Source organism: Caballeronia humi (assembly GCF_001544475.1).
Classification (GTDB): Bacteria; Pseudomonadota; Gammaproteobacteria; order Burkholderiales; family Burkholderiaceae; genus Caballeronia; species Caballeronia humi.
Map to the genome: position 1 here is coordinate 17,176 of NZ_FCNW02000036.1, position 16,182 is coordinate 33,357.

The 16,182-nt window shown below is 64.4% G+C and carries 16 protein-coding genes; 10 read left to right on the plus strand and 6 right to left on the minus strand.

The window, feature by feature from the left end:
• Positions 1 to 63 precede the first annotated feature (63 nt).
• Together AWB65_RS24925 and AWB65_RS24930 are read right to left on the minus strand one after the other, a co-directional pair.
• On the minus strand, positions 64 to 852 hold the full coding sequence (locus AWB65_RS24925) for an ABC transporter substrate-binding protein (protein ID WP_200821793.1): 789 nt from the start codon (positions 850 to 852) through the stop codon (positions 64 to 66).
• A gap of 30 nt (positions 853 to 882) precedes the next feature.
• Complete coding sequence (locus AWB65_RS24930; RefSeq protein ID WP_087669692.1) at positions 883 to 2,037, minus strand: methionine aminotransferase; 1,155 nt, start codon at positions 2,035 to 2,037, stop codon at positions 883 to 885.
• A 111-nt stretch (positions 2,038 to 2,148) separates the two neighbouring features.
• Between AWB65_RS24930 and AWB65_RS24935 the strand changes: the two genes are divergently transcribed.
• Positions 2,149 to 3,066, plus strand: a complete 918-nt coding sequence (locus AWB65_RS24935; RefSeq protein WP_087669693.1) for a LysR substrate-binding domain-containing protein — start codon at positions 2,149 to 2,151, stop codon at positions 3,064 to 3,066.
• A gap of 12 nt (positions 3,067 to 3,078) precedes the next feature.
• On the opposite strand, the gene AWB65_RS24940 is transcribed toward AWB65_RS24935, so the two are convergent.
• On the minus strand, positions 3,079 to 4,239 hold the full coding sequence (locus tag AWB65_RS24940) for a branched-chain amino acid ABC transporter substrate-binding protein (RefSeq protein WP_087669694.1): 1,161 nt from the start codon (positions 4,237 to 4,239) through the stop codon (positions 3,079 to 3,081).
• Between the two features lie 269 nt (positions 4,240 to 4,508).
• Between AWB65_RS24940 and AWB65_RS24945 the strand changes: the two genes are divergently transcribed.
• The 3 genes from AWB65_RS24945 to AWB65_RS24955 all read left to right on the plus strand — a co-directional run bounded on the left by AWB65_RS24945 (position 4,509) and on the right by AWB65_RS24955 (position 6,973).
• The gene (locus AWB65_RS24945) at positions 4,509 to 4,949 is read left to right on the plus strand and encodes a MarR family winged helix-turn-helix transcriptional regulator (protein ID WP_087669735.1); all 441 of its coding nucleotides are present in this window, start codon (positions 4,509 to 4,511) and stop codon (positions 4,947 to 4,949) included.
• Between the two features lie 107 nt (positions 4,950 to 5,056).
• Positions 5,057 to 5,764 carry an SDR family oxidoreductase gene (locus tag AWB65_RS24950; protein ID WP_087669695.1) on the plus strand — a complete coding sequence of 236 codons (708 nt, stop codon included), beginning with the start codon at positions 5,057 to 5,059 and terminating at the stop codon, positions 5,762 to 5,764.
• 18 nt (positions 5,765 to 5,782) lie between these two features.
• Positions 5,783 to 6,973, plus strand: coding sequence for a thiolase family protein (locus tag AWB65_RS24955; protein WP_087669696.1), 1,191 nt, complete (start codon positions 5,783 to 5,785; stop codon positions 6,971 to 6,973).
• A gap of 28 nt (positions 6,974 to 7,001) precedes the next feature.
• Here AWB65_RS24955 and AWB65_RS24960 read toward each other — a convergent pair whose 3' ends face one another.
• A complete protein-coding gene (locus AWB65_RS24960) occupies positions 7,002 to 7,415 on the minus strand; it encodes a YciI family protein (protein WP_087669697.1) in 414 nt (137 codons plus the stop codon).
• 192 nt (positions 7,416 to 7,607) lie between these two features.
• Here AWB65_RS24960 and AWB65_RS24965 point away from each other — a divergent pair, with 192 nt between their 5' ends.
• From AWB65_RS24965 to AWB65_RS24990, 6 genes are all read left to right on the plus strand, one after another.
• Positions 7,608 to 8,633 carry a LacI family DNA-binding transcriptional regulator gene (locus AWB65_RS24965; protein ID WP_087669698.1) on the plus strand — a complete coding sequence of 342 codons (1,026 nt, stop codon included), beginning with the start codon at positions 7,608 to 7,610 and terminating at the stop codon, positions 8,631 to 8,633.
• A gap of 1 nt (position 8,634) precedes the next feature.
• On the plus strand, positions 8,635 to 10,122 hold the full coding sequence (locus tag AWB65_RS24970) for a sugar ABC transporter ATP-binding protein (RefSeq protein WP_087669699.1): 1,488 nt from the start codon (positions 8,635 to 8,637) through the stop codon (positions 10,120 to 10,122).
• Entirely contained in the window at positions 10,103 to 11,119 is a 1,017-nt protein-coding gene (locus tag AWB65_RS24975; RefSeq protein ID WP_087669700.1) for an ABC transporter permease, read from the plus strand. The genes AWB65_RS24970 and AWB65_RS24975 overlap by 20 nt, the downstream gene beginning before the upstream one ends.
• A 63-nt stretch (positions 11,120 to 11,182) precedes the next feature.
• Positions 11,183 to 12,145: a substrate-binding domain-containing protein gene (locus AWB65_RS24980; RefSeq protein WP_087669701.1), complete on the plus strand. Its 963-nt coding sequence runs from the start codon at positions 11,183 to 11,185 to the stop codon at positions 12,143 to 12,145.
• A 34-nt stretch (positions 12,146 to 12,179) separates the two neighbouring features.
• Positions 12,180 to 13,241 (plus strand): sugar phosphate isomerase/epimerase family protein, encoded by a 1,062-nt coding sequence (locus AWB65_RS24985; RefSeq protein ID WP_087669702.1) that lies wholly within the window; start codon positions 12,180 to 12,182, stop codon positions 13,239 to 13,241.
• A complete protein-coding gene (locus AWB65_RS24990) occupies positions 13,238 to 14,374 on the plus strand; it encodes a Gfo/Idh/MocA family protein (RefSeq protein ID WP_374729764.1) in 1,137 nt (378 codons plus the stop codon). The genes AWB65_RS24985 and AWB65_RS24990 overlap by 4 nt, the downstream gene beginning before the upstream one ends.
• Here AWB65_RS24990 and AWB65_RS24995 read toward each other — a convergent pair.
• Together AWB65_RS24995 and AWB65_RS25000 are read right to left on the minus strand one after the other, a co-directional pair.
• A complete protein-coding gene (locus AWB65_RS24995; protein ID WP_087669703.1) occupies positions 14,369 to 15,520 on the minus strand; it encodes a hypothetical protein in 1,152 nt (383 codons plus the stop codon). The genes AWB65_RS24990 and AWB65_RS24995 overlap by 6 nt on opposite strands.
• Positions 15,507 to 16,025, minus strand: a complete 519-nt coding sequence (locus AWB65_RS25000; protein WP_159907760.1) for a DUF4365 domain-containing protein — start codon at positions 16,023 to 16,025, stop codon at positions 15,507 to 15,509. The genes AWB65_RS24995 and AWB65_RS25000 overlap by 14 nt, the downstream gene beginning before the upstream one ends.
• Positions 16,026 to 16,182 lie beyond the last annotated feature (157 nt).

Here is a 16,182-nt window from a genome sequence, read left to right on the forward strand (position 1 = left end):
TGTGCCAGCGCCGATAAAGTGCTGCACGGCCGGCGCCGCGCAGCGAACAGCCTTACTTCGAGCTTACTTCGCCGAAATATCGATATCGCCGAGATATTTTTTCGCGTACTTGTCGATGGTGCCGTCGGCCTTGACCTTGTCGATCGCGGCGTTGAGCTTCGCTTTCAGCGCATCGTCGCCCTTGCGCACGCCGTACGCGATGCCGCTGCCGAGGATCTTGTCGTCGCGCACAGGCGCGCCCGCGAAGCTGTAGCCCTTGCCGTCCGGCTTCGACAGGAAGCCGGTCTGTCCGGCGGGAGCGAGCACGAGCGTGCCGTCGAGCCGCCCGGCGACGAGGTCGGCGTACGCCTGGTTTTGATCCTGGTACGCGACGACGTTCACGCCGCTATTCGCCCAGTGCGCCTTGGCGAAAGTTTCCTGAATCGATCCTTGCAGCACGCCGACGCTCTTGTCCTTCAGCGATTCCGGTGTCGGCTGCAAGCCGCTGCCGGTCTTGGCGATCAGTTGTGTCGGCACGCGATACACGACGGTCGTGAAATCGATCGCCTGGCGGCGCGCGTCGGTGGCGTTCATCGCGGAGTTGATCGCGTCGAACTTGCGGCCTTGCAGCGCGGGAATCAGGCCGTCGAACGAGGTCTCGACCCATTTGCACGTCATCTTCGCCGCGACGCAGACGGCATTGCCGACGTCGATATCGAGCCCTTGCAGTTCGCCCGTCGACGACTTCGATTCGAACGGCGGATATTGCGCTTCCAGACCGAAACGCAGGGTGTCGGCGGCGAAAACCGCGCTGCTGCCGAACGAGCAGGCGAGCACGAGGGCGGCTGCCAGTTTGTGATTCAGTTTGATCATCGTTGGTCTCTTCTCTTTAGGCGTCGAACGTTAAATCGAGCAAAGCCGGCGCGCGCCTTCGAGCAGCGTGTCGTCGTCCTTCGCGAAGGAGAGGCGGATCACGCGATTGTCCGTGCCGTCCGTATAAAACGCTGACAGCGGGATCGTCGCGACCCGCGCCTCGCGGATCAGACGCAGCACGAAGTCGCTGTCGCTCTCTTCGGAAAACGCGCCGAAGCGTGCCAGCATGAAGAAACTGCCCGCGCTAGGCAAGAGTTCAAAACGCGATCCGGCCAGCGCTTTCGCGAGCAGGTCGCGTTTACGCTGATAGAACGGGCCGAGGCCGAGGTAGCTCGATTCGTCGCCGAGGGCTTCGGCGAACGCGATCTGCATCGGCGTGTCGGCGGAGAAGGTCATGAACTGGTGGACCTTGCGGATTTCGGCGGTCAACTCGGCGGGCGCGAGGCAGAAGCCGACACGCCATCCCGTCACGTGGTAAGACTTGCCGAACGACGACACGATCACGCTGCGCTCCGCCAGTTGCGGATGACGCGCCATGCTGTGATGCAGCGCGCCATCGAAGACCACGTGTTCGTACACTTCGTCCGACAGCACGATGATCTGCGTGTCACGTGTAAGCGCCGTGAGGCGCTCGATGTCGTGCGCGGTGAACGCGCTGCCGCTCGGGTTGTGCGGCGTGTTGATCAGGATCATGCGCGTCTTCGGCGTGATCTTCGCGGCGACTTCGTCCCAGTCGATCTGGAACGTCTCGGACGACAGCTTGATCGCGACCGGCGTCGCGCCTTGCAGTTGCACGATCGGCGCGTAGCTGTCGAACGACGGCTCGAAGTAAATCACCTCATCGCCGGGATGCACGAGGGCGCTGATCGACGCGTACAGCCCTTCGCTCGCGCTCGCAACGACCGTCACTTCCGTGCCCGGGTCGTACTTCGCGCCGTACAGTTTCTCGGTCTTGATAGCGAGCGCCTCGCGCAGGGCGACCACGCCCGACATCGGCGAGTACTGGTTATGACCTGCCCGCATGGCTCGCGACGCGGCCTCGACGAGTTTCGGATCGCACGCGAAATTCGGCGCGCCTTGCGACAGGTTCAGCGCGTGATGTTCTTCGGCAAGCTGCCCGATCACGGTAAAAATGGTGGTGCCGACGTTCGGCAGTTTCGATTGGGGAATCCATGCACTTTTCACGACGGCGGCTCCAGAAGCGGTTTCGATGATTCAACCGCGGCAATAATGCGCGGACAATCGAAAGTTTGTCATACTAGCCATGCTTGCCGATCATGACTAGGGACACCTCCGATGAAACCGCTTCCCTCTCTCGACGTGCTGAAAACCTTTCTCGTCGTGGCGCAGAAGCTCAACTTCACGCGCGCCGCTGATGTACTCAATCTGACGCAGGGCGCGGTCAGCCGGCAGATTTCGGGGCTGGAGTCGCATCTTGGATATGGGCTTTTTGTCAGGCAGGCGCGGGGCCTCGCGCTCACGCCGAACGGCGCGATGCTGCTCGCGCCGTTGCAGCAGGCATTCGCGCAGATCACCGAGGCGCTGGAGAAGAGCGGCGCGCAGTCCGGCACGCTGCGCGTGAAGTGCCCGACCTGCGCGATGCGCTGGATTTTGCCGCGCGTCATCCGGCTGCAGAACGAGCGGCCGGAACTGGTGGTGGAAGTGACGGCGGCGGTATCGCACGGGGTGGAGTTCAACGCCGAGCAGTTCGACGCGGCGATCGTCTTCGGCCAGCCGACCGTCAAGGGCGTGACGATCCATCATCTCTTCGACGAAGTTCTGACGCCGGTGTGCGCGCCCGGGCTCTGGAAGGGGAAGAAAGGCCGCGCGGCAACACCCGACGACCTCGCCGACAAAACGCTGCTGCATCCCACGCGCGATCGCCGCGACTGGCTGCGCTGGCTCGAAGCGTATGGCTATCGCGGCTTGCCGTCGACGAAAGCGCAGCACTTCGATACGCTCGATCTTGCGATTTCGTCGGCGATGCAGGGACTTGGTGTCACGATCGGCGATCTTTCGCTGATCGAAGAGGACGTGCGCGCGAGACGCGTGATCACGCCGTTCTCGCTGTGCGTGCCGAGCGGCGCCGCGTACTACCTGATTTATCCAGAGCGGCCGGCGCCTTCAGCCGCGTTGCAGCAGTTTGCGCAGTGGCTCGAAACCGAGGCTGCGCAAACCCGGGCGAATCTCTCCGGCTACCTGCAGGCGGCTTGAAGAAGCTCCGCGTTACATTCCCTGCTTCGTCACGACCGGGACCCACGCGCCGTTCTTCACCTGATACAGCGTCGACGACGCGTTTTTCAGCGCGCCCTTGTCGTCGAAGGCGATCGGGCCGGTGATGCCGTCGAACGACACCTTCTTCAGTTCCGCGCGATAGACCTTCGGATCGCTCGAATTCGCTTTCTGCATCGCGTGGATCGCGGCCCACGCGGCGTCATAGCCGAACGGCGCGTACGACAGAATCGCGACGCCGAAGCGCTTCTTGAACTTCTCGTCGAACGCCTTGCCGTGCGGCAGCTTCTCCAGCGGGCTGCCGTATTCCCAAGCCTGCGCGCCTTCGGCCGGATCGCCCGCGAGTTTCAGGAAATCCGCGTCCATCACACCGCCGCCGCCCACGAATTGCGCGTTCATGCCGAGCTGCTTCATCCGCTTCACGACCGCCGCCGCCTGCCGGTCGAGGCCGCCGAAGAAAATCAGGTCGGCGTTCTCGGCCTTGATGCGCGTGAGTTGCGCGGAGAAATCGACTGTCTGGTTGTCGCTGAACTCGCGCGCGACGATCGTGCCGCCCTTCGACTTCACCGCCTTCTCGAACTCGTCGGCCTCGCCCTGGCCGAAGGCCGTGCGGTCGTCGATGATCGCGATGCGCTTCGCCTTGGTCGTCGTCACTGCGTAGAGGCCGGCGTTGCCCGCGTTCTGCGCGTCGCTCGAAATCACGGTGAAAACGTTGGCGAAACCTTGCGTGGTGATCGTCGGATTTGTTGCGGCCGGGTCGATCATCGGGATGCCGGCGTTCTCGTACACGCGCGATGCCGGCAGCGTCGTGCCGGAGTTGAAGTGCCCGACGACGACGGACACGTTGTCGTCCACGAGCTTCTGCGCCGCCTGCACGCCGACGCGCGGGTCGGCCTGATCGTCCTGCGCGGCGATCTCGAAGCGCGCGGTCTTGCCGCCAATCTTGATGTTCTTCGCGTTGGCCTCGTCGAGCGCGAGCTGCACGCCGTTTTGCAGATCCTTGCCGTAGCCCGCGTTCGCGCCGGTGAGCGGCGCGGCAAAGCCGACCTTCACGGCGAGGTCTTCCGCGGATGCCGCGAGCGGCATCACGGCGAGCGCGCCGGCGGCACAGGCCAGCATCCAGGCAAGCGGTTTCAAGCTCGTACGAACACGCATGGTTTCCTCTCCTTTTATTTGGCAGACGACTGGAACACGAGCGGCATGAGCGGCGCAAGAAGGGATTGCCCCAAGCGCGGCGGGCGTCGCCGGTGAATCCTGATCCCGTTGGAACACCCGCAATTTAGGAAGCCAATATCCGCGCGTCTTGGTTTTTCGTCGCACGGCGGATGCGGATTTCGGCACAGACTTCGTGACGCCGAAGTCGTTCTATAAAGTGCTTCAATACGCAACTTGACAAAGTGCATATGCACAACTATCCTTGTTTCATGACTTCCGCATCAACCACACCCTCCACCTACCTCGACTGCAACTGCTTCGCCATCCGGCAGGCGGCGCGCTATGTATCGCAATTGTATGAACGCCACTTGTCCGAAGCCGGCCTGACGTCGGCGCAGTTCACGCTCGTCGCGGCGATCGGGCGCAGGCCTGGTGTGCAAATGGCCGATCTCGCAGACGCGATGGTCATGGACCGCACCACGCTCGTGCGTGCATTGAAGCCGTTGCAGCGGGACGGCATCGTCGAGGCTGCGCCGGAATCGTCGGCGTCGCGGGCGGTCGGCTTGCGGCTCTCCGCGTCGGGCAAGGAAACGCTCGCGCAGGCGGTGCTTCGCTGGCAGGCTGCGCAGGCTGAATTCGAGGAAAAATTCGGACAAGACCGCGCGCGGGAATTACGCAAATCCCTGTTTGCATTGACATCGGCGGGTTGAGGCGGAATCGCATCAGACGGACCCTTCAACGAGGGGTCCTTTTTTTCGATCCTAAAAGTGTATATGCACTTACATGATCGAACGAATGAGGAAATCGGAGAAACACCATGCAGATCAAAGGCAAAGTTGTACTCGTTACTGGCGCAAACCGAGGACTCGGCAAGCAATTCGCAAAGTCGCTCGTCGAAGCGGGCGCGGCGAAAGTCTATGCGGCCGCGCGCGATCCGGGCAGCGTGAAGATCGAAGGCGTCGAAGCGATTCCGCTCGACGTCACCAATCACGACGACATCGCCGCCGCCGCCGAGCGCTACACCGACGTGCAAGTGCTGATCAACAACGCAGGCGCCACGACGCGCGGCCTGCTGACCGATCCGGCATCGACGCAAGGCGTGCGCGAACTCTTCGAAGTCAACGTGATCGGCCCGCTCGCGCTGACGCAGGCCTTCGCGCCGATCCTCAAGCGCAACGGCGGCGGTGCGGTGGTGAACGTGCTGTCGGTGCTGAGCTGGGTGGCGTTGCCGTCGGGCGGGGCTTACAGCGTGTCGAAGTCGGCGGCGTGGGCCTTGACCAACGTCCAGCGCGAGGAGTTGCGCGAGCAGGGCACGCTGGTGGTCGCCGTGCATCCGGGCTACATCGATACCGATATGACCGCCGGCGTGACCGCCCCGAAGACGACGCCCGAGCACGTCGTGGGCGAGGTGCTGGCCGCGGTCGAGCGGGATCAGGAAGAAGTGCTGGTCGATGACACCGGTCGCGCGGTGAAGGAATCGCTTTCTACTGCAAAGCCGCTGTATCTCACTGGCATCCCGCGCTGATCTTCGAGGAAGCACACCATGAATACGCATGAAATCGTGTTGTGTCACCCGGTCCGGACCGCGATCGGCGCGTTCAACGGATCGCTGAAGAACGTCCCCGCGACCGATCTCGGCGCGGCCGCCGTGCGCGAGACGTTGCGGCGCGCGGGCGGCATCGATGTGTCATCGATCGATTCAGTCGTGCTCGGCAACGTCATCCAGGCGGGCAACCGCATGAATCCGGCGCGGCAGGCGGCGGTCGGTGGCGGCGTGCCGGTGTCGGTGCCGGCGCTGACGGTGAACCGCGTCTGCGGCTCCGGCGCGCAGGCAATCGCGTCCATCGCGACCGAGATCGCGGCGGGCATCGCGCAGATCGGGATCGCGGGCGGCATGGAAAACATGGACCGCGCGCCGTATCTGCTCGACGGCGGCCGCCACGGCTACCGGATGGGCAACGCGCAGATCCACGACAGCATGTTGCGCGACGGCCTCGTCGATGCCTTCTCCGGCGAGCATTCCGGCTGGCACACGGAAGACCTCGTCACGCAACTCGACATCACGCGCGAGGCGCAGGACCGCTGGGCCGAGCGCTCGCAGCAATGCTTCGCGGCGGCGCAGGAAAAGGGATTGTTCGACGCCGAGATCGTTGGCATCGACGTGAAGGCGGGCAAGCAGACCGTCGCCTTCGCCCGCGATGAACAGCCGCGCCCCGAGACGACCCTCGCGACGCTCGGCAAGTTGCGCCCCGCGTTCCGGCCCGACGGCACGATCACGGCAGGCAATGCGCCGGGGTTGAACAGCGGCGCGTCGGCGATGCTGGTCGCCGACCGGCGCGTGGCCGATGCGCGCGGCATCGAGCCGTTCGTGCGGCTCGTCGCGTTCGGGATCGCGGCGGTCGAGCCGGGGATGTTCGGTCTGGGTCCGGTGCCGGCCGTGCAACAGGCGCTGCAGCGCGCGGGCTGGTCGCTCGCGGACGTGGAGCGCTTCGAGATCAACGAGGCGTTCGCGGCGGTGCCGATCGCCGTGGCGCGCACGCTCGGGTTGCCGGACGACATCGTGAACGTGGACGGCGGCGCGATCGCGCACGGTCATGCGATCGGCGCGACGGGCGCGGTGCTGACGACGCGCCTGGCCCACGCGATGCGCCGCGACGGCGTGCGCCGCGCGATGGTGACGCTGTGTATCGGCGGCGGGCAGGGGATTGCGCTGGCGCTGGAAGCGTTGAACTAAGCGACGAAGCGTGCAGCGAGGCAGAAGTCTACTCTTTGCCCCGTTGCATGTCCTCGAACCCGGCGGCGGCCTTCTGCACGTCCTCCGGAAAATCCGACATCTCGTGGACCTGTCTCACCTCGATCACTTCATTGTCCGACCCCGGACAGCGCTTCGCCCACTCGATCGCCTCTTCGCGCGACTTCACCTGAATCATCCAGTACCCGCCGACCACTTCCTTCGCTTCGGCGAACGGCCCGTCGGTCACGCGCGGCTTGCCGCCTTCGAACGACACGCGCGCACCCGACGACGGCGGATGCAGGCCGTCGAGCGCGAGCAGCACGCCGGCCTTCTGCAATTCCTCGTTGTACTTCATCATGGCGGCGACGGCTTCCGCGCTCGGAACGGTGTCGGGCGCGGCGGTTTCGTAGCCGTGCGGGATCATCAGCATCATGAATCTCATTGAAAGCTCCTTTGGTTAGTCTATGACGGGCGAAAGATCGCGCTCTCGACAATACGACGACGCGCGCCCGATGAAATCGACATGAACCGTCAAATTGCTTCTCCGCGTTTGTCCCTATGCGATTGCTGTTGCGAACGCAGCGCAGCAAATCCAATAATGTAATCCATTACATTTTGCGGGCGACACATTGCGATGATCGTCTCCGAGACAGCCCGTGCGAGCGAAGAAGTGTCGATTGCCGATGTCGCCGAACGGGCGGGCGTGTCGGTCGCGACGGTGTCGCGCGTGCTCAACGGCCACACCAACGTGCGCCAGCCGACGCGCGAAAAAGTGCTCGCCGCCGTGGCCGAGAGCGGCTACAGGATCAATGAACTCGCGCGCAACCTGCGCACGGCCGAGAGCCGCCTGCTCCTCACGATGGTGCCCGACTTCGGCAACCCGTTCTACGCGGCGATTGTGCGCGGCATCGACAGCGTCGCGCGTCAGAACGGCTACTTCATGCTGCTCTGCGACACCGGCGCCGACCCGTTGCGCGAGCGCAGCTACTTCGACCTCTTGCGCGGCCGCCGTGCCGATGGCGCCATCTGCCTCGACCCCGCCGCTGTGCAGAAGGCGCTGGCCGAAGAGGCGTCGGCGCTGCCCTGGGTCGCGTGCTGCGAGTTCGATCCGGCGGCGGGCGTGCCGTTCGTCGGCATCGACAACCATGCGGCCGCTGGCGATGTCGTGCGCTATTTGACGGGGCGCGGGCATCGCAAGATCGCGCTGATCAACTCGGGCCACGGCTATCTTTACGGGCGGCAGCGCCTGGAAGGCTATCGCGATGCGCTGCGCGACGCGGGCATCGATCCGCATCCGGCGTGGCAGATCGAACTCGACAGCCTCGATTACGCGGCGGGCGAGGACGCGGCGCGCCAGCTCGCATCGCTGGATGACGACCGGCCGACAGCGGTCTTCGCCGTCTCGGATACGCTCGCAATCGGCGTGATCAACGGCCTGCGCGGCGTCGGCCTGAAGGTGCCGGACGACGTGGCGGTCGTCGGTTTCGACGATATCGCGGTCGCCGCGCACATCGATCCGCCGCTCACGACTGTCGCGCAACCGATGCAGGAACTCGGCGAAACGGCCGCGCACTTGCTGCTCAGACGCCTGCGCGAGCCGAAGGTGCACGTTCCGGGCGTGCTGCTGCCGCATCGGCTGATCCTGCGAAGGAGCGCGTGACATGAGCCTTTCCGTCAGCTTCGACGCGATCGAAAAGCAGTTCGGCCCCGTGCGCGTGCTGCACGGCGTGAGCTTCGATCTCGCGCCCGGACGCATCTACGGATTGCTCGGCGAGAACGGCGCGGGCAAGTCGACGCTGATGAAGATCCTGGCCGGCTACGAGCGCGCGACGGCCGGCACGCTTTCCGTGGGCGGCGCGCCGGTCGCGTTCGACAGTTCGCGCGACGCGGAAGCCGCTGGCATCGTGCTGATTCACCAGGAGCTGAATCTCGCGGACCACCTGAGCATCGTGCAGAACATGTTCCTCGGGCATGAGAAGCGGCGCGGTTTCCTGCTCGACGAACCCGCGATGCGCGAAGCGGCGCGCGTGCGGCTGAACGATGTCGGCTTGCACAAAAATCCGGACACGAAGGTGCGCGATCTGATCGTCGCGGAGAAGCAGTTGGTCGAGATCGCGAAGGCGATGCTGCGTGAGGCGCGCCTGCTCATCATGGACGAACCGACCGCGACGCTCACGCCCGCCGAAACGCAGCGTCTGTTCGCGCTGATGGCGCGGCTGAAGGAAGACGGCGTGACGATCGTCTACATCTCGCACAAGCTCGACGAGGTGGAGCGCGTGACCGACGAGATCATCGTGATGCGCGACGGCCGCTTCGTCACGCGCGCGCCGACCGCCGAGGTCACGCGGCACCAGATGGCGAACCTGATGGTCGGGCGCGAAGTGTCGGACATGTTCCCGGCCAAGCCGCCGCTCGCCGCCGATGCGCCCGTCGCGTTGAAGGTGGATGGCGTCGCCGTGCCAGGCTGGGCGCGCAACGTGAGCTTCGCGGTGCGCGCGGGCGAGGTGTTCGGCTTCGCGGGCCTGGTTGGCGCGGGGCGCACGGAGCTCTTCGAAGGGCTGATCGGCGTGCGCGCGCGCACGGCGGGCAGCATTGCGCTCGATGGCAGGACGGTGAATCCGCGCAATCCGCGTGACGCGATGAAGCGCGGCCTCACGTATCTGAGCGAGGACCGCAAGGGGCGTGGCCTGCACGTCGACATGGCGCTGAAGGACAACCTCACGCTGATGACGCTCGAACGCTACGCGCATCCGTTCCTCGATAGCGGCGCCGAGCGCGAAGCGCTGCGCCAGGCCGTCAGCGATTTCGGTATCCGTACGGGCAATCTTGCGAGCCGCGCGCGCATGCTCTCGGGCGGCAATCAGCAAAAGCTCGCGCTCGCCAAGTTCCTGCATCCCGATCCGCGCGTGATCGTGCTCGACGAACCGACGCGCGGCGTCGACGTCGGCGCGAAACGCGACATCTATTTCCTGATTCATAGGCTCGCCGCCGAAGGACGCGCGGTGATCGTGATTTCCTCCGAACTGATCGAGCTGATCGGCTTGTGCCATCGCGTCGCGGTGATGCGCGCGGGCGAACTGGTCGCGACGCTCGGCATCGAACAACTGACCGAAGAGAGGTTGATCGCGCATGCGACCGGCACACACTGAAGGCGCCGAACGAAGCGGCGGCATCGGCCGCTTTGTGCGGCGGCTGCACGGCATCGGACCGTTGCTCGGGCTCGTCGCGCTGTGCGTCGGCGGCACGCTGCTCAACGGCGACTTCGCCACGCTCGATAACGCGATGAACGTGCTCACACGAACGTCGTTCATCGGCATCATCGCGGTCGGCATGACGTTCGTGATCATCTCGGGTGGCATCGATTTGTCGGTCGGATCGATGGCGGCGCTCATCGCCGGCAGCATGATCTGGTTGATGAACGGACTGAGGGACGGCGTCGGCGGACACACGTTCGCGCCGTTGACGATCGTGGTGCTCGGCATCGTTTTAGCGCTTGTTTTAGGGGGTCTTTTCGGTCTCGCGCACGGCTTGCTCGTGACGAAGGGACGCATCGAGCCGTTCATCGTGACGCTCGGCACGCTCGGCATGTTCCGCGCGCTTCTGACATGGCTTGCGGATGGCGGCGCGCTCACGCTCGACAACTCCCTCGCCGATCTCTACGGTCCGGTCTACTACGCGAGCCTCTTCGGCGTGCCGGTGCCGATCTGGGTGTTCCTGATCGTCGCGGCGGGCGGGGCGCTCGTGTTGAACCGCACGGTGTTCGGCCGGCACGTCCAGGCGATCGGCTCGAACGAGCAGGTGGCGCGCTACGCGGCGATTCGCGTCGATGCCGTGAAGATCGCGACGTACGTGCTGCTCGGGTTGTGCGTGGGCGTCGCGACGGTGCTGTACGTGCCGCGTCTCGGCTCGGCCACACCGACGACCGGCCTCCTTTGGGAGCTGGAGGCGATCGCGGCGGTGGTCGTCGGCGGGACGGCGTTGAAGGGTGGCGAAGGGCGCGTGATCGGCACGGTGATCGGTGCGATCTTGCTTTCTGTCATCGGCAACATCCTGAACCTGACGAGCATCATCAGCGTGTATCTGAATGCGGCGGTGCAAGGCGCCGTGATCATCTTTGTTGCGTTCCTGCAGCGTAGTCGGCGTTGAGAATCTTCGAAGTGAATTCATAACCGGGCGCGCATCGCGTGCTGAAAAACTGGAGACATCACCATGAAAAAACTGCTTCGCGCAATCGGCGCCGTGACCCTCGCGGCGGGCGCATTCGCCGCAACATCGACCGCACAGGCCGCCGACAAGGTCGTGCTCGGCGTCGCAATTCCCACGGCGACACACGGCTTCACGGGCGGCATCGTCTGGTGGGCGAACGAGGCGAAGAAGGAGCTCGAAAAAGCGCATCCGGACCTCAAGATCATCGTGAAGACGGCGGGCGGCGCGCCTGAACAGGCGAACCAGTTGCAAGACCTCGTGACGGTCAACAAGATCAATGCGCTCGTGATTTTTCCGTTCGAATCGGCGTCGTTGACGCAGCCGGTCGCGCAGGTGAAGAAGAAGGGCGTCTACGTGACCGTGGTCGATCGCGGCCTGACGGATACGAGCGCACAGGACGCGTATGTCGCGGGCGACAACACCGCGTTCGGCAAGCTGCCCGCCGAGTATCTCGCGAAGACGCTCGGCGGCAAGGGCGATATCGTCGCGCTGCGCGGCATTCCGACGACGCTCGACAACGAACGCTGGACCGCGTTCGAATCCGTGATCAAACAGCATCCTGACATGAAGATTCTTGACGCGAAGTACGCAAACTGGAATCGCGACGATGCGTTCAAGGTCATGCAGGATTACCTCACGCGCTTCAAGCATATCGATGCCGTCTGGGCCGCCGACGACGACATGATGGTCGGCGTGCTGAAGGCGATCGACCAGGCGAAGCGCACCGACATCAAGGAAGTGTTCGGCGGCGCGGGGTCGAAGGAAGCGGTGAAACGCATCATCGACGGTGATCCGCGCGTAAAGGCCGATGTGTCGTACTCGCCGAAGTTCATCTACGACGCGATCAAGATGACGGCCGAAGCGCGCCTGAAGGGCGAAAAGCTGCCGCCGACGACGATCATCCCGTCCGTCCTCATCACGAAGGACAACGCAAAGCAGTTCTACTATCCGAACTCGCCGTTCTGAGTTCGCTTAAGGACGTGTTCATGGAGCGAATGACATGAAAACGATCAAAGGCCCGGCGATATTCCTCGCGCAGTTTCTCGGCGACGAGTTGCCGTTCGACAACCTGGCGCATCTCGCCGCGTGGGCGAAGGGCTTGGGCTATGAAGGCATCCAGGTGCCCGCCGATCCGCGCCTGATCGACCTGGAAAAAGCCGCGACAAGCGATGCGTATTGCGATGAGTTGCGGCGGACCGTGAGCGATGCGGGCGTGTGCATCACCGAGTTGTCGACGCATTTGCAGGGGCAACTAGTCGCGGTGCATCCCGCGTACGACGCGCTCTTCGACGGATTCGCCGCGCCCCACGTGCGCGGCAATCCGGCAGCGCGTACCGAGTGGGCGATCGCGCAGATGAAGTACGCGGCGGCGGCGTCGCGGAGGCTCGGGTTGTCGGCGCACGTGTCGTTTTCCGGGGCGCTCGCGTGGCCGTATTTTTATCCGTGGCCGCAGCGTCCGGCGGGACTCGTGGAGGAGGCGTTCGCGGAACTCGCGGCGCGCTGGCGGCCGATTCTCGATGCGTTCGATGAAGCCGGCGTCGATGTCTGCTACGAGTTGCATCCGGGCGAGGATTTGCACGACGGCGTGACGTTCGAGCGTTTTCTGAAAGCGGTCGGCAATCATCCGCGCGCGAATATCCTGTTCGATCCGAGCCATTACGTGCTGCAGCAGCTCGATTACCTTGCGTTCATCGACATCTATCACGAGCGCATCAAGGCGTTTCATGTGAAGGATGCGGAGTTCCGGCCGAGCGGCCGGCAGGGCGTCTATGGCGGCTATTCCGGATGGGTCGAGCGCGCGGGTCGCTTTCGCTCGCTCGGCGACGGCCAGATCGACTTCAAGGCAATCTTCTCGAAGATGGCGCAGTACGATTTCCCCGGCTGGGCCGTGCTCGAATGGGAATGCGCGCTGAAACATCCCGAGGACGGCGCGCGCGAAGGCGCGGTGTTCATCCGCGATCACATCATCCGCGTGGCCGAGCGCGCGTTCGACGACTTCGCGGGCAGCGGCGCGAATCGCGAGCAGTTGCGCGGCGTGCTCGGCATCGGAGAGAAATCATGAGGCCGCGTCTGCGGCTGGGGATGGTCGGGGGCGGCGAGGGCGCGTTCATCGGCGCGGTGCATCGGATCGCGGCGCGTATCGATGATCGTTTCGAGCTTGTGGCGGGCGCGCTGTCGTCCGATCCTGAGCGCGCGATGGCGAGTGCGGCGAGCATCGGCCTGGCGCGCAGTTATGCAGACTTCCGCGAGATGGCTTCAATGGAAGCGGCGCGCGAGGACGGCATCGATGCCGTGGCCATCGTCACGCCGAATCATCTGCATGCACGCGTTGCGACGGCGTTTCTCGATGCAGGCATCCATGTGATCTGCGACAAGCCGCTCGCGGCGTCGCTTGATGAAGGCGAGGCGCTGGCGCGGCTCGCGCGCGAGAAGGGGCTGGTATTCGCGGTCACGTACACGTACACGGGCTATCCGCTCGTGCGTCACGCGCGGTCGCTGGTTCAACAGGGCGCGCTGGGCGAGGTGCGGCTCGTGAACGTCGAGTATGCACAGGACTGGCTGTCGCTGCCGATCGAGCGCGAGTCGAACCGGCAGGCCGCGTGGCGCACCGATCCGGCGCTGGCCGGGCCGGCCGGCTGTCTCGGCGATATCGGCACGCACGCGTATCAGCTCGCGGAGTTCGTGACGGGGATGCGGCCGGCGGAGGTATCGGCGGAAGTATCGACGTTCGTGGAAAACCGGCCGATCGACGATCACGTCCAGGCGATGCTGCGCTATGCAAACGGCGCGCGCGGCTTGCTGTGGGCGAGCCAGGTCGCGGCGGGCGAGGAGAACGCGCTGCGCCTGCGCGTGTACGGGACGAAGGCGGGGTTGAGCTTCGATCAGCAGAATCCGAACGAGCTTTGGGTGACACCGCTTGGGGGTGCTGCCGAGCGAATCACGCGCGGGCGGGTGCAGGGCGCGGAGGCGCTGCACGCGACGCGGGTGCCGGCGGGGCATCCTGAGGGGTATCTGGAAGCGTTCGCGCAGCTTTATGCGGATGCGGCAGCGCAGATTGACGCGGCGATCAATGCGGATGAGGCGCCGGCGGAAAGTGGGTTGCTCACCAATGTCGAGGATGGCGTCGCGGGGTTGCGGTTCATCGACGCGGTGTTGAGGAGTAGCCGGGGGAATGGGGGGTGGGTGGCGTTATAAGCCCCCGCGGCCGGGCGCTGGGATCAGCATGAAACTAGTGACGTCGATCAGGGTGCGAGGTTGCCGGCCGGGACGCAAGCGGCCGGCGATCCGCACGAACGCGCGGTCGTTGACGTGGGCCTCGACGGCGCTTGCATAGTCGTCCGATCCCAGTGTCAGGCGCGCTTTCAGCGTCTCGCCTTCGCGCAGCAGCAGCGCAACGATGACTTCCCCCGCGCGTCGCCCTTCCACATCGAATTCGCCGTTCAGCTGCTCGACCGTTCCGACAAATACATCGTCGCGGTCGCGTTCAACGGAGCGAAGCTCGCGCCGCACTTCATCGATCCGATCGAAGTAGACGCTCGGGATACGCAGTACTTCATCGGAAGGCACGTTGTTCGGAAGCGGCAGGCGTACCGCCCATCTGAACGACAGATCGATGTTGTTGCGGATGTCTTCGTCGTGAAGCCGCGACAGCGCTTCGCACAGATTCGATGACACGACCGGAGCAGGCGCGTTCTTGAGGGCACCGACGAAAGAATCGAGCGCGTCCGCTTCGATCGCGCGGACGATTTCGCGCACGCCTGTGCGCGCCACGAGCATCGTCTCGCGAACGAATGACGTGTTCTCGCCGACGTGCGGAAACGACGCGGGCATCGGCATGGCATCGACGGGGCACGACACGCGGACCACGAAACTGCCGCGCTGCGTCTGGCCGAGCTGCGCATAGCCGAGCAGTTGCGTCGCTTCGCTCCGATGCAGTCGAAGATGGTGGATTTGGGGACGCAAGACCGTACACGCGGACGACAGCAGCATTTGCTCAGCGCCGCGCAGCAATTCAGACGCGAAGGAAAGCGGCAGGCCGTCGTCGTTCGCGCGGGCGCTCGTGATGCGCAACTGCATCGAGTCTTCACGCACTGTCCGCGCGCGCGACACGGCATCGGCGAGGCTCAGCTTGTGGATGTCAGCAAGCTTTTCCATCGCACGCAGGCTCGCTTCGGCGTAGTCCGGGGCATCCGCATCGATAGGGATGACGACCTGTCGTCGTGGAAACGCAGGATGGGCGAGCACGTAGAGGCGCTCGACGATCCCGTCCGGCAGGATCTGCCAGCCGAGCGATCGGGCGAAGTCGCGGAGGTCGGTCGGCGTAACGTCACTGGCGTTCATCGTGGCCCCGGTACATGGGAAATTCGCGACGCGACACGGCGGCCATCAGTTGCATCAGACCGTCGCCATCGAAGACCTGCGATTTCGGAAAGCGGACCGTGACGCCCGACCGGTTCGCGGTCGCAGGCGCGCCGCGCAAGCTTGCCCAATAGGCGCAGCGCTTGAGCACGAGACTTTCTTCGGAGTGCGTGAGCCAGTCGTCGGCATCCGGGGGAAGAAACAGCACAATCAATATTCGCGGCGGAGCATAGGTTTCGCCGCGCAAGTTGTCGTACTGGCGCACGTCAGACAGGAAATACGACAGGTGCGTGCCATCGTCGTACGGCTGGCGGATCGTTGCCTTGAGCTGGATCTTGATGTCGACTTCGGTCAGCCATCCGCCGTTCGTGAACGGCGCCCATCCGGTCAGGACGGCATCGATGCCGGCATGGTCTTCATGGCGGTTGGTAATCTTGCAGTTGACGCCCGCATGCGATGCAATCGCATGAAGATACGCGTAGCTCAACTCAGACTCTCGGTTGATCAAGGATAACGCTGACGGCATCGACTCCCTCGCATGTCGAATTCTTGTTTCTGCATGCTACTTGCGCGTGTGCCCCGGTGTTTCGCCAGCGACCTTTTATTACGTCCCCAAAAGCATTGCGCCGGGACTGAAGCCCGGC

What these genes read in the sequence shown, in the direction of transcription:
- AWB65_RS24925 (WP_200821793.1), bottom strand. Translation starts at nt 852, where the DNA reads ATGATCAAACTGAATCACAAACTGGCAGCCGCCCTCGTGCTCGCCTGC.
- AWB65_RS24935 (WP_087669693.1), top strand. Translation starts at nt 2,149, where the DNA reads ATGAAACCGCTTCCCTCTCTCGACGTGCTGAAAACCTTTCTCGTCGTG.
- AWB65_RS24940 (WP_087669694.1), bottom strand. Translation starts at nt 4,239, where the DNA reads ATGCGTGTTCGTACGAGCTTGAAACCGCTTGCCTGGATGCTGGCCTGT.
- AWB65_RS24945 (WP_087669735.1), top strand. Translation starts at nt 4,509, where the DNA reads ATGACTTCCGCATCAACCACACCCTCCACCTACCTCGACTGCAACTGC.
- AWB65_RS24950 (WP_087669695.1), top strand. Translation starts at nt 5,057, where the DNA reads ATGCAGATCAAAGGCAAAGTTGTACTCGTTACTGGCGCAAACCGAGGA.
- AWB65_RS24955 (WP_087669696.1), top strand. Translation starts at nt 5,783, where the DNA reads ATGAATACGCATGAAATCGTGTTGTGTCACCCGGTCCGGACCGCGATC.
- AWB65_RS24960 (WP_087669697.1), bottom strand. Translation starts at nt 7,415, where the DNA reads ATGAGATTCATGATGCTGATGATCCCGCACGGCTACGAAACCGCCGCG.
- AWB65_RS24965 (WP_087669698.1), top strand. Translation starts at nt 7,608, where the DNA reads ATGATCGTCTCCGAGACAGCCCGTGCGAGCGAAGAAGTGTCGATTGCC.
- AWB65_RS24970 (WP_087669699.1), top strand. Translation starts at nt 8,635, where the DNA reads ATGAGCCTTTCCGTCAGCTTCGACGCGATCGAAAAGCAGTTCGGCCCC.
- AWB65_RS24975 (WP_087669700.1), top strand. Translation starts at nt 10,103, where the DNA reads ATGCGACCGGCACACACTGAAGGCGCCGAACGAAGCGGCGGCATCGGC.
- AWB65_RS24980 (WP_087669701.1), top strand. Translation starts at nt 11,183, where the DNA reads ATGAAAAAACTGCTTCGCGCAATCGGCGCCGTGACCCTCGCGGCGGGC.
- AWB65_RS24985 (WP_087669702.1), top strand. Translation starts at nt 12,180, where the DNA reads ATGAAAACGATCAAAGGCCCGGCGATATTCCTCGCGCAGTTTCTCGGC.
- AWB65_RS24990 (WP_374729764.1), top strand. Translation starts at nt 13,238, where the DNA reads ATGAGGCCGCGTCTGCGGCTGGGGATGGTCGGGGGCGGCGAGGGCGCG.
- AWB65_RS24995 (WP_087669703.1), bottom strand. Translation starts at nt 15,520, where the DNA reads ATGAACGCCAGTGACGTTACGCCGACCGACCTCCGCGACTTCGCCCGA.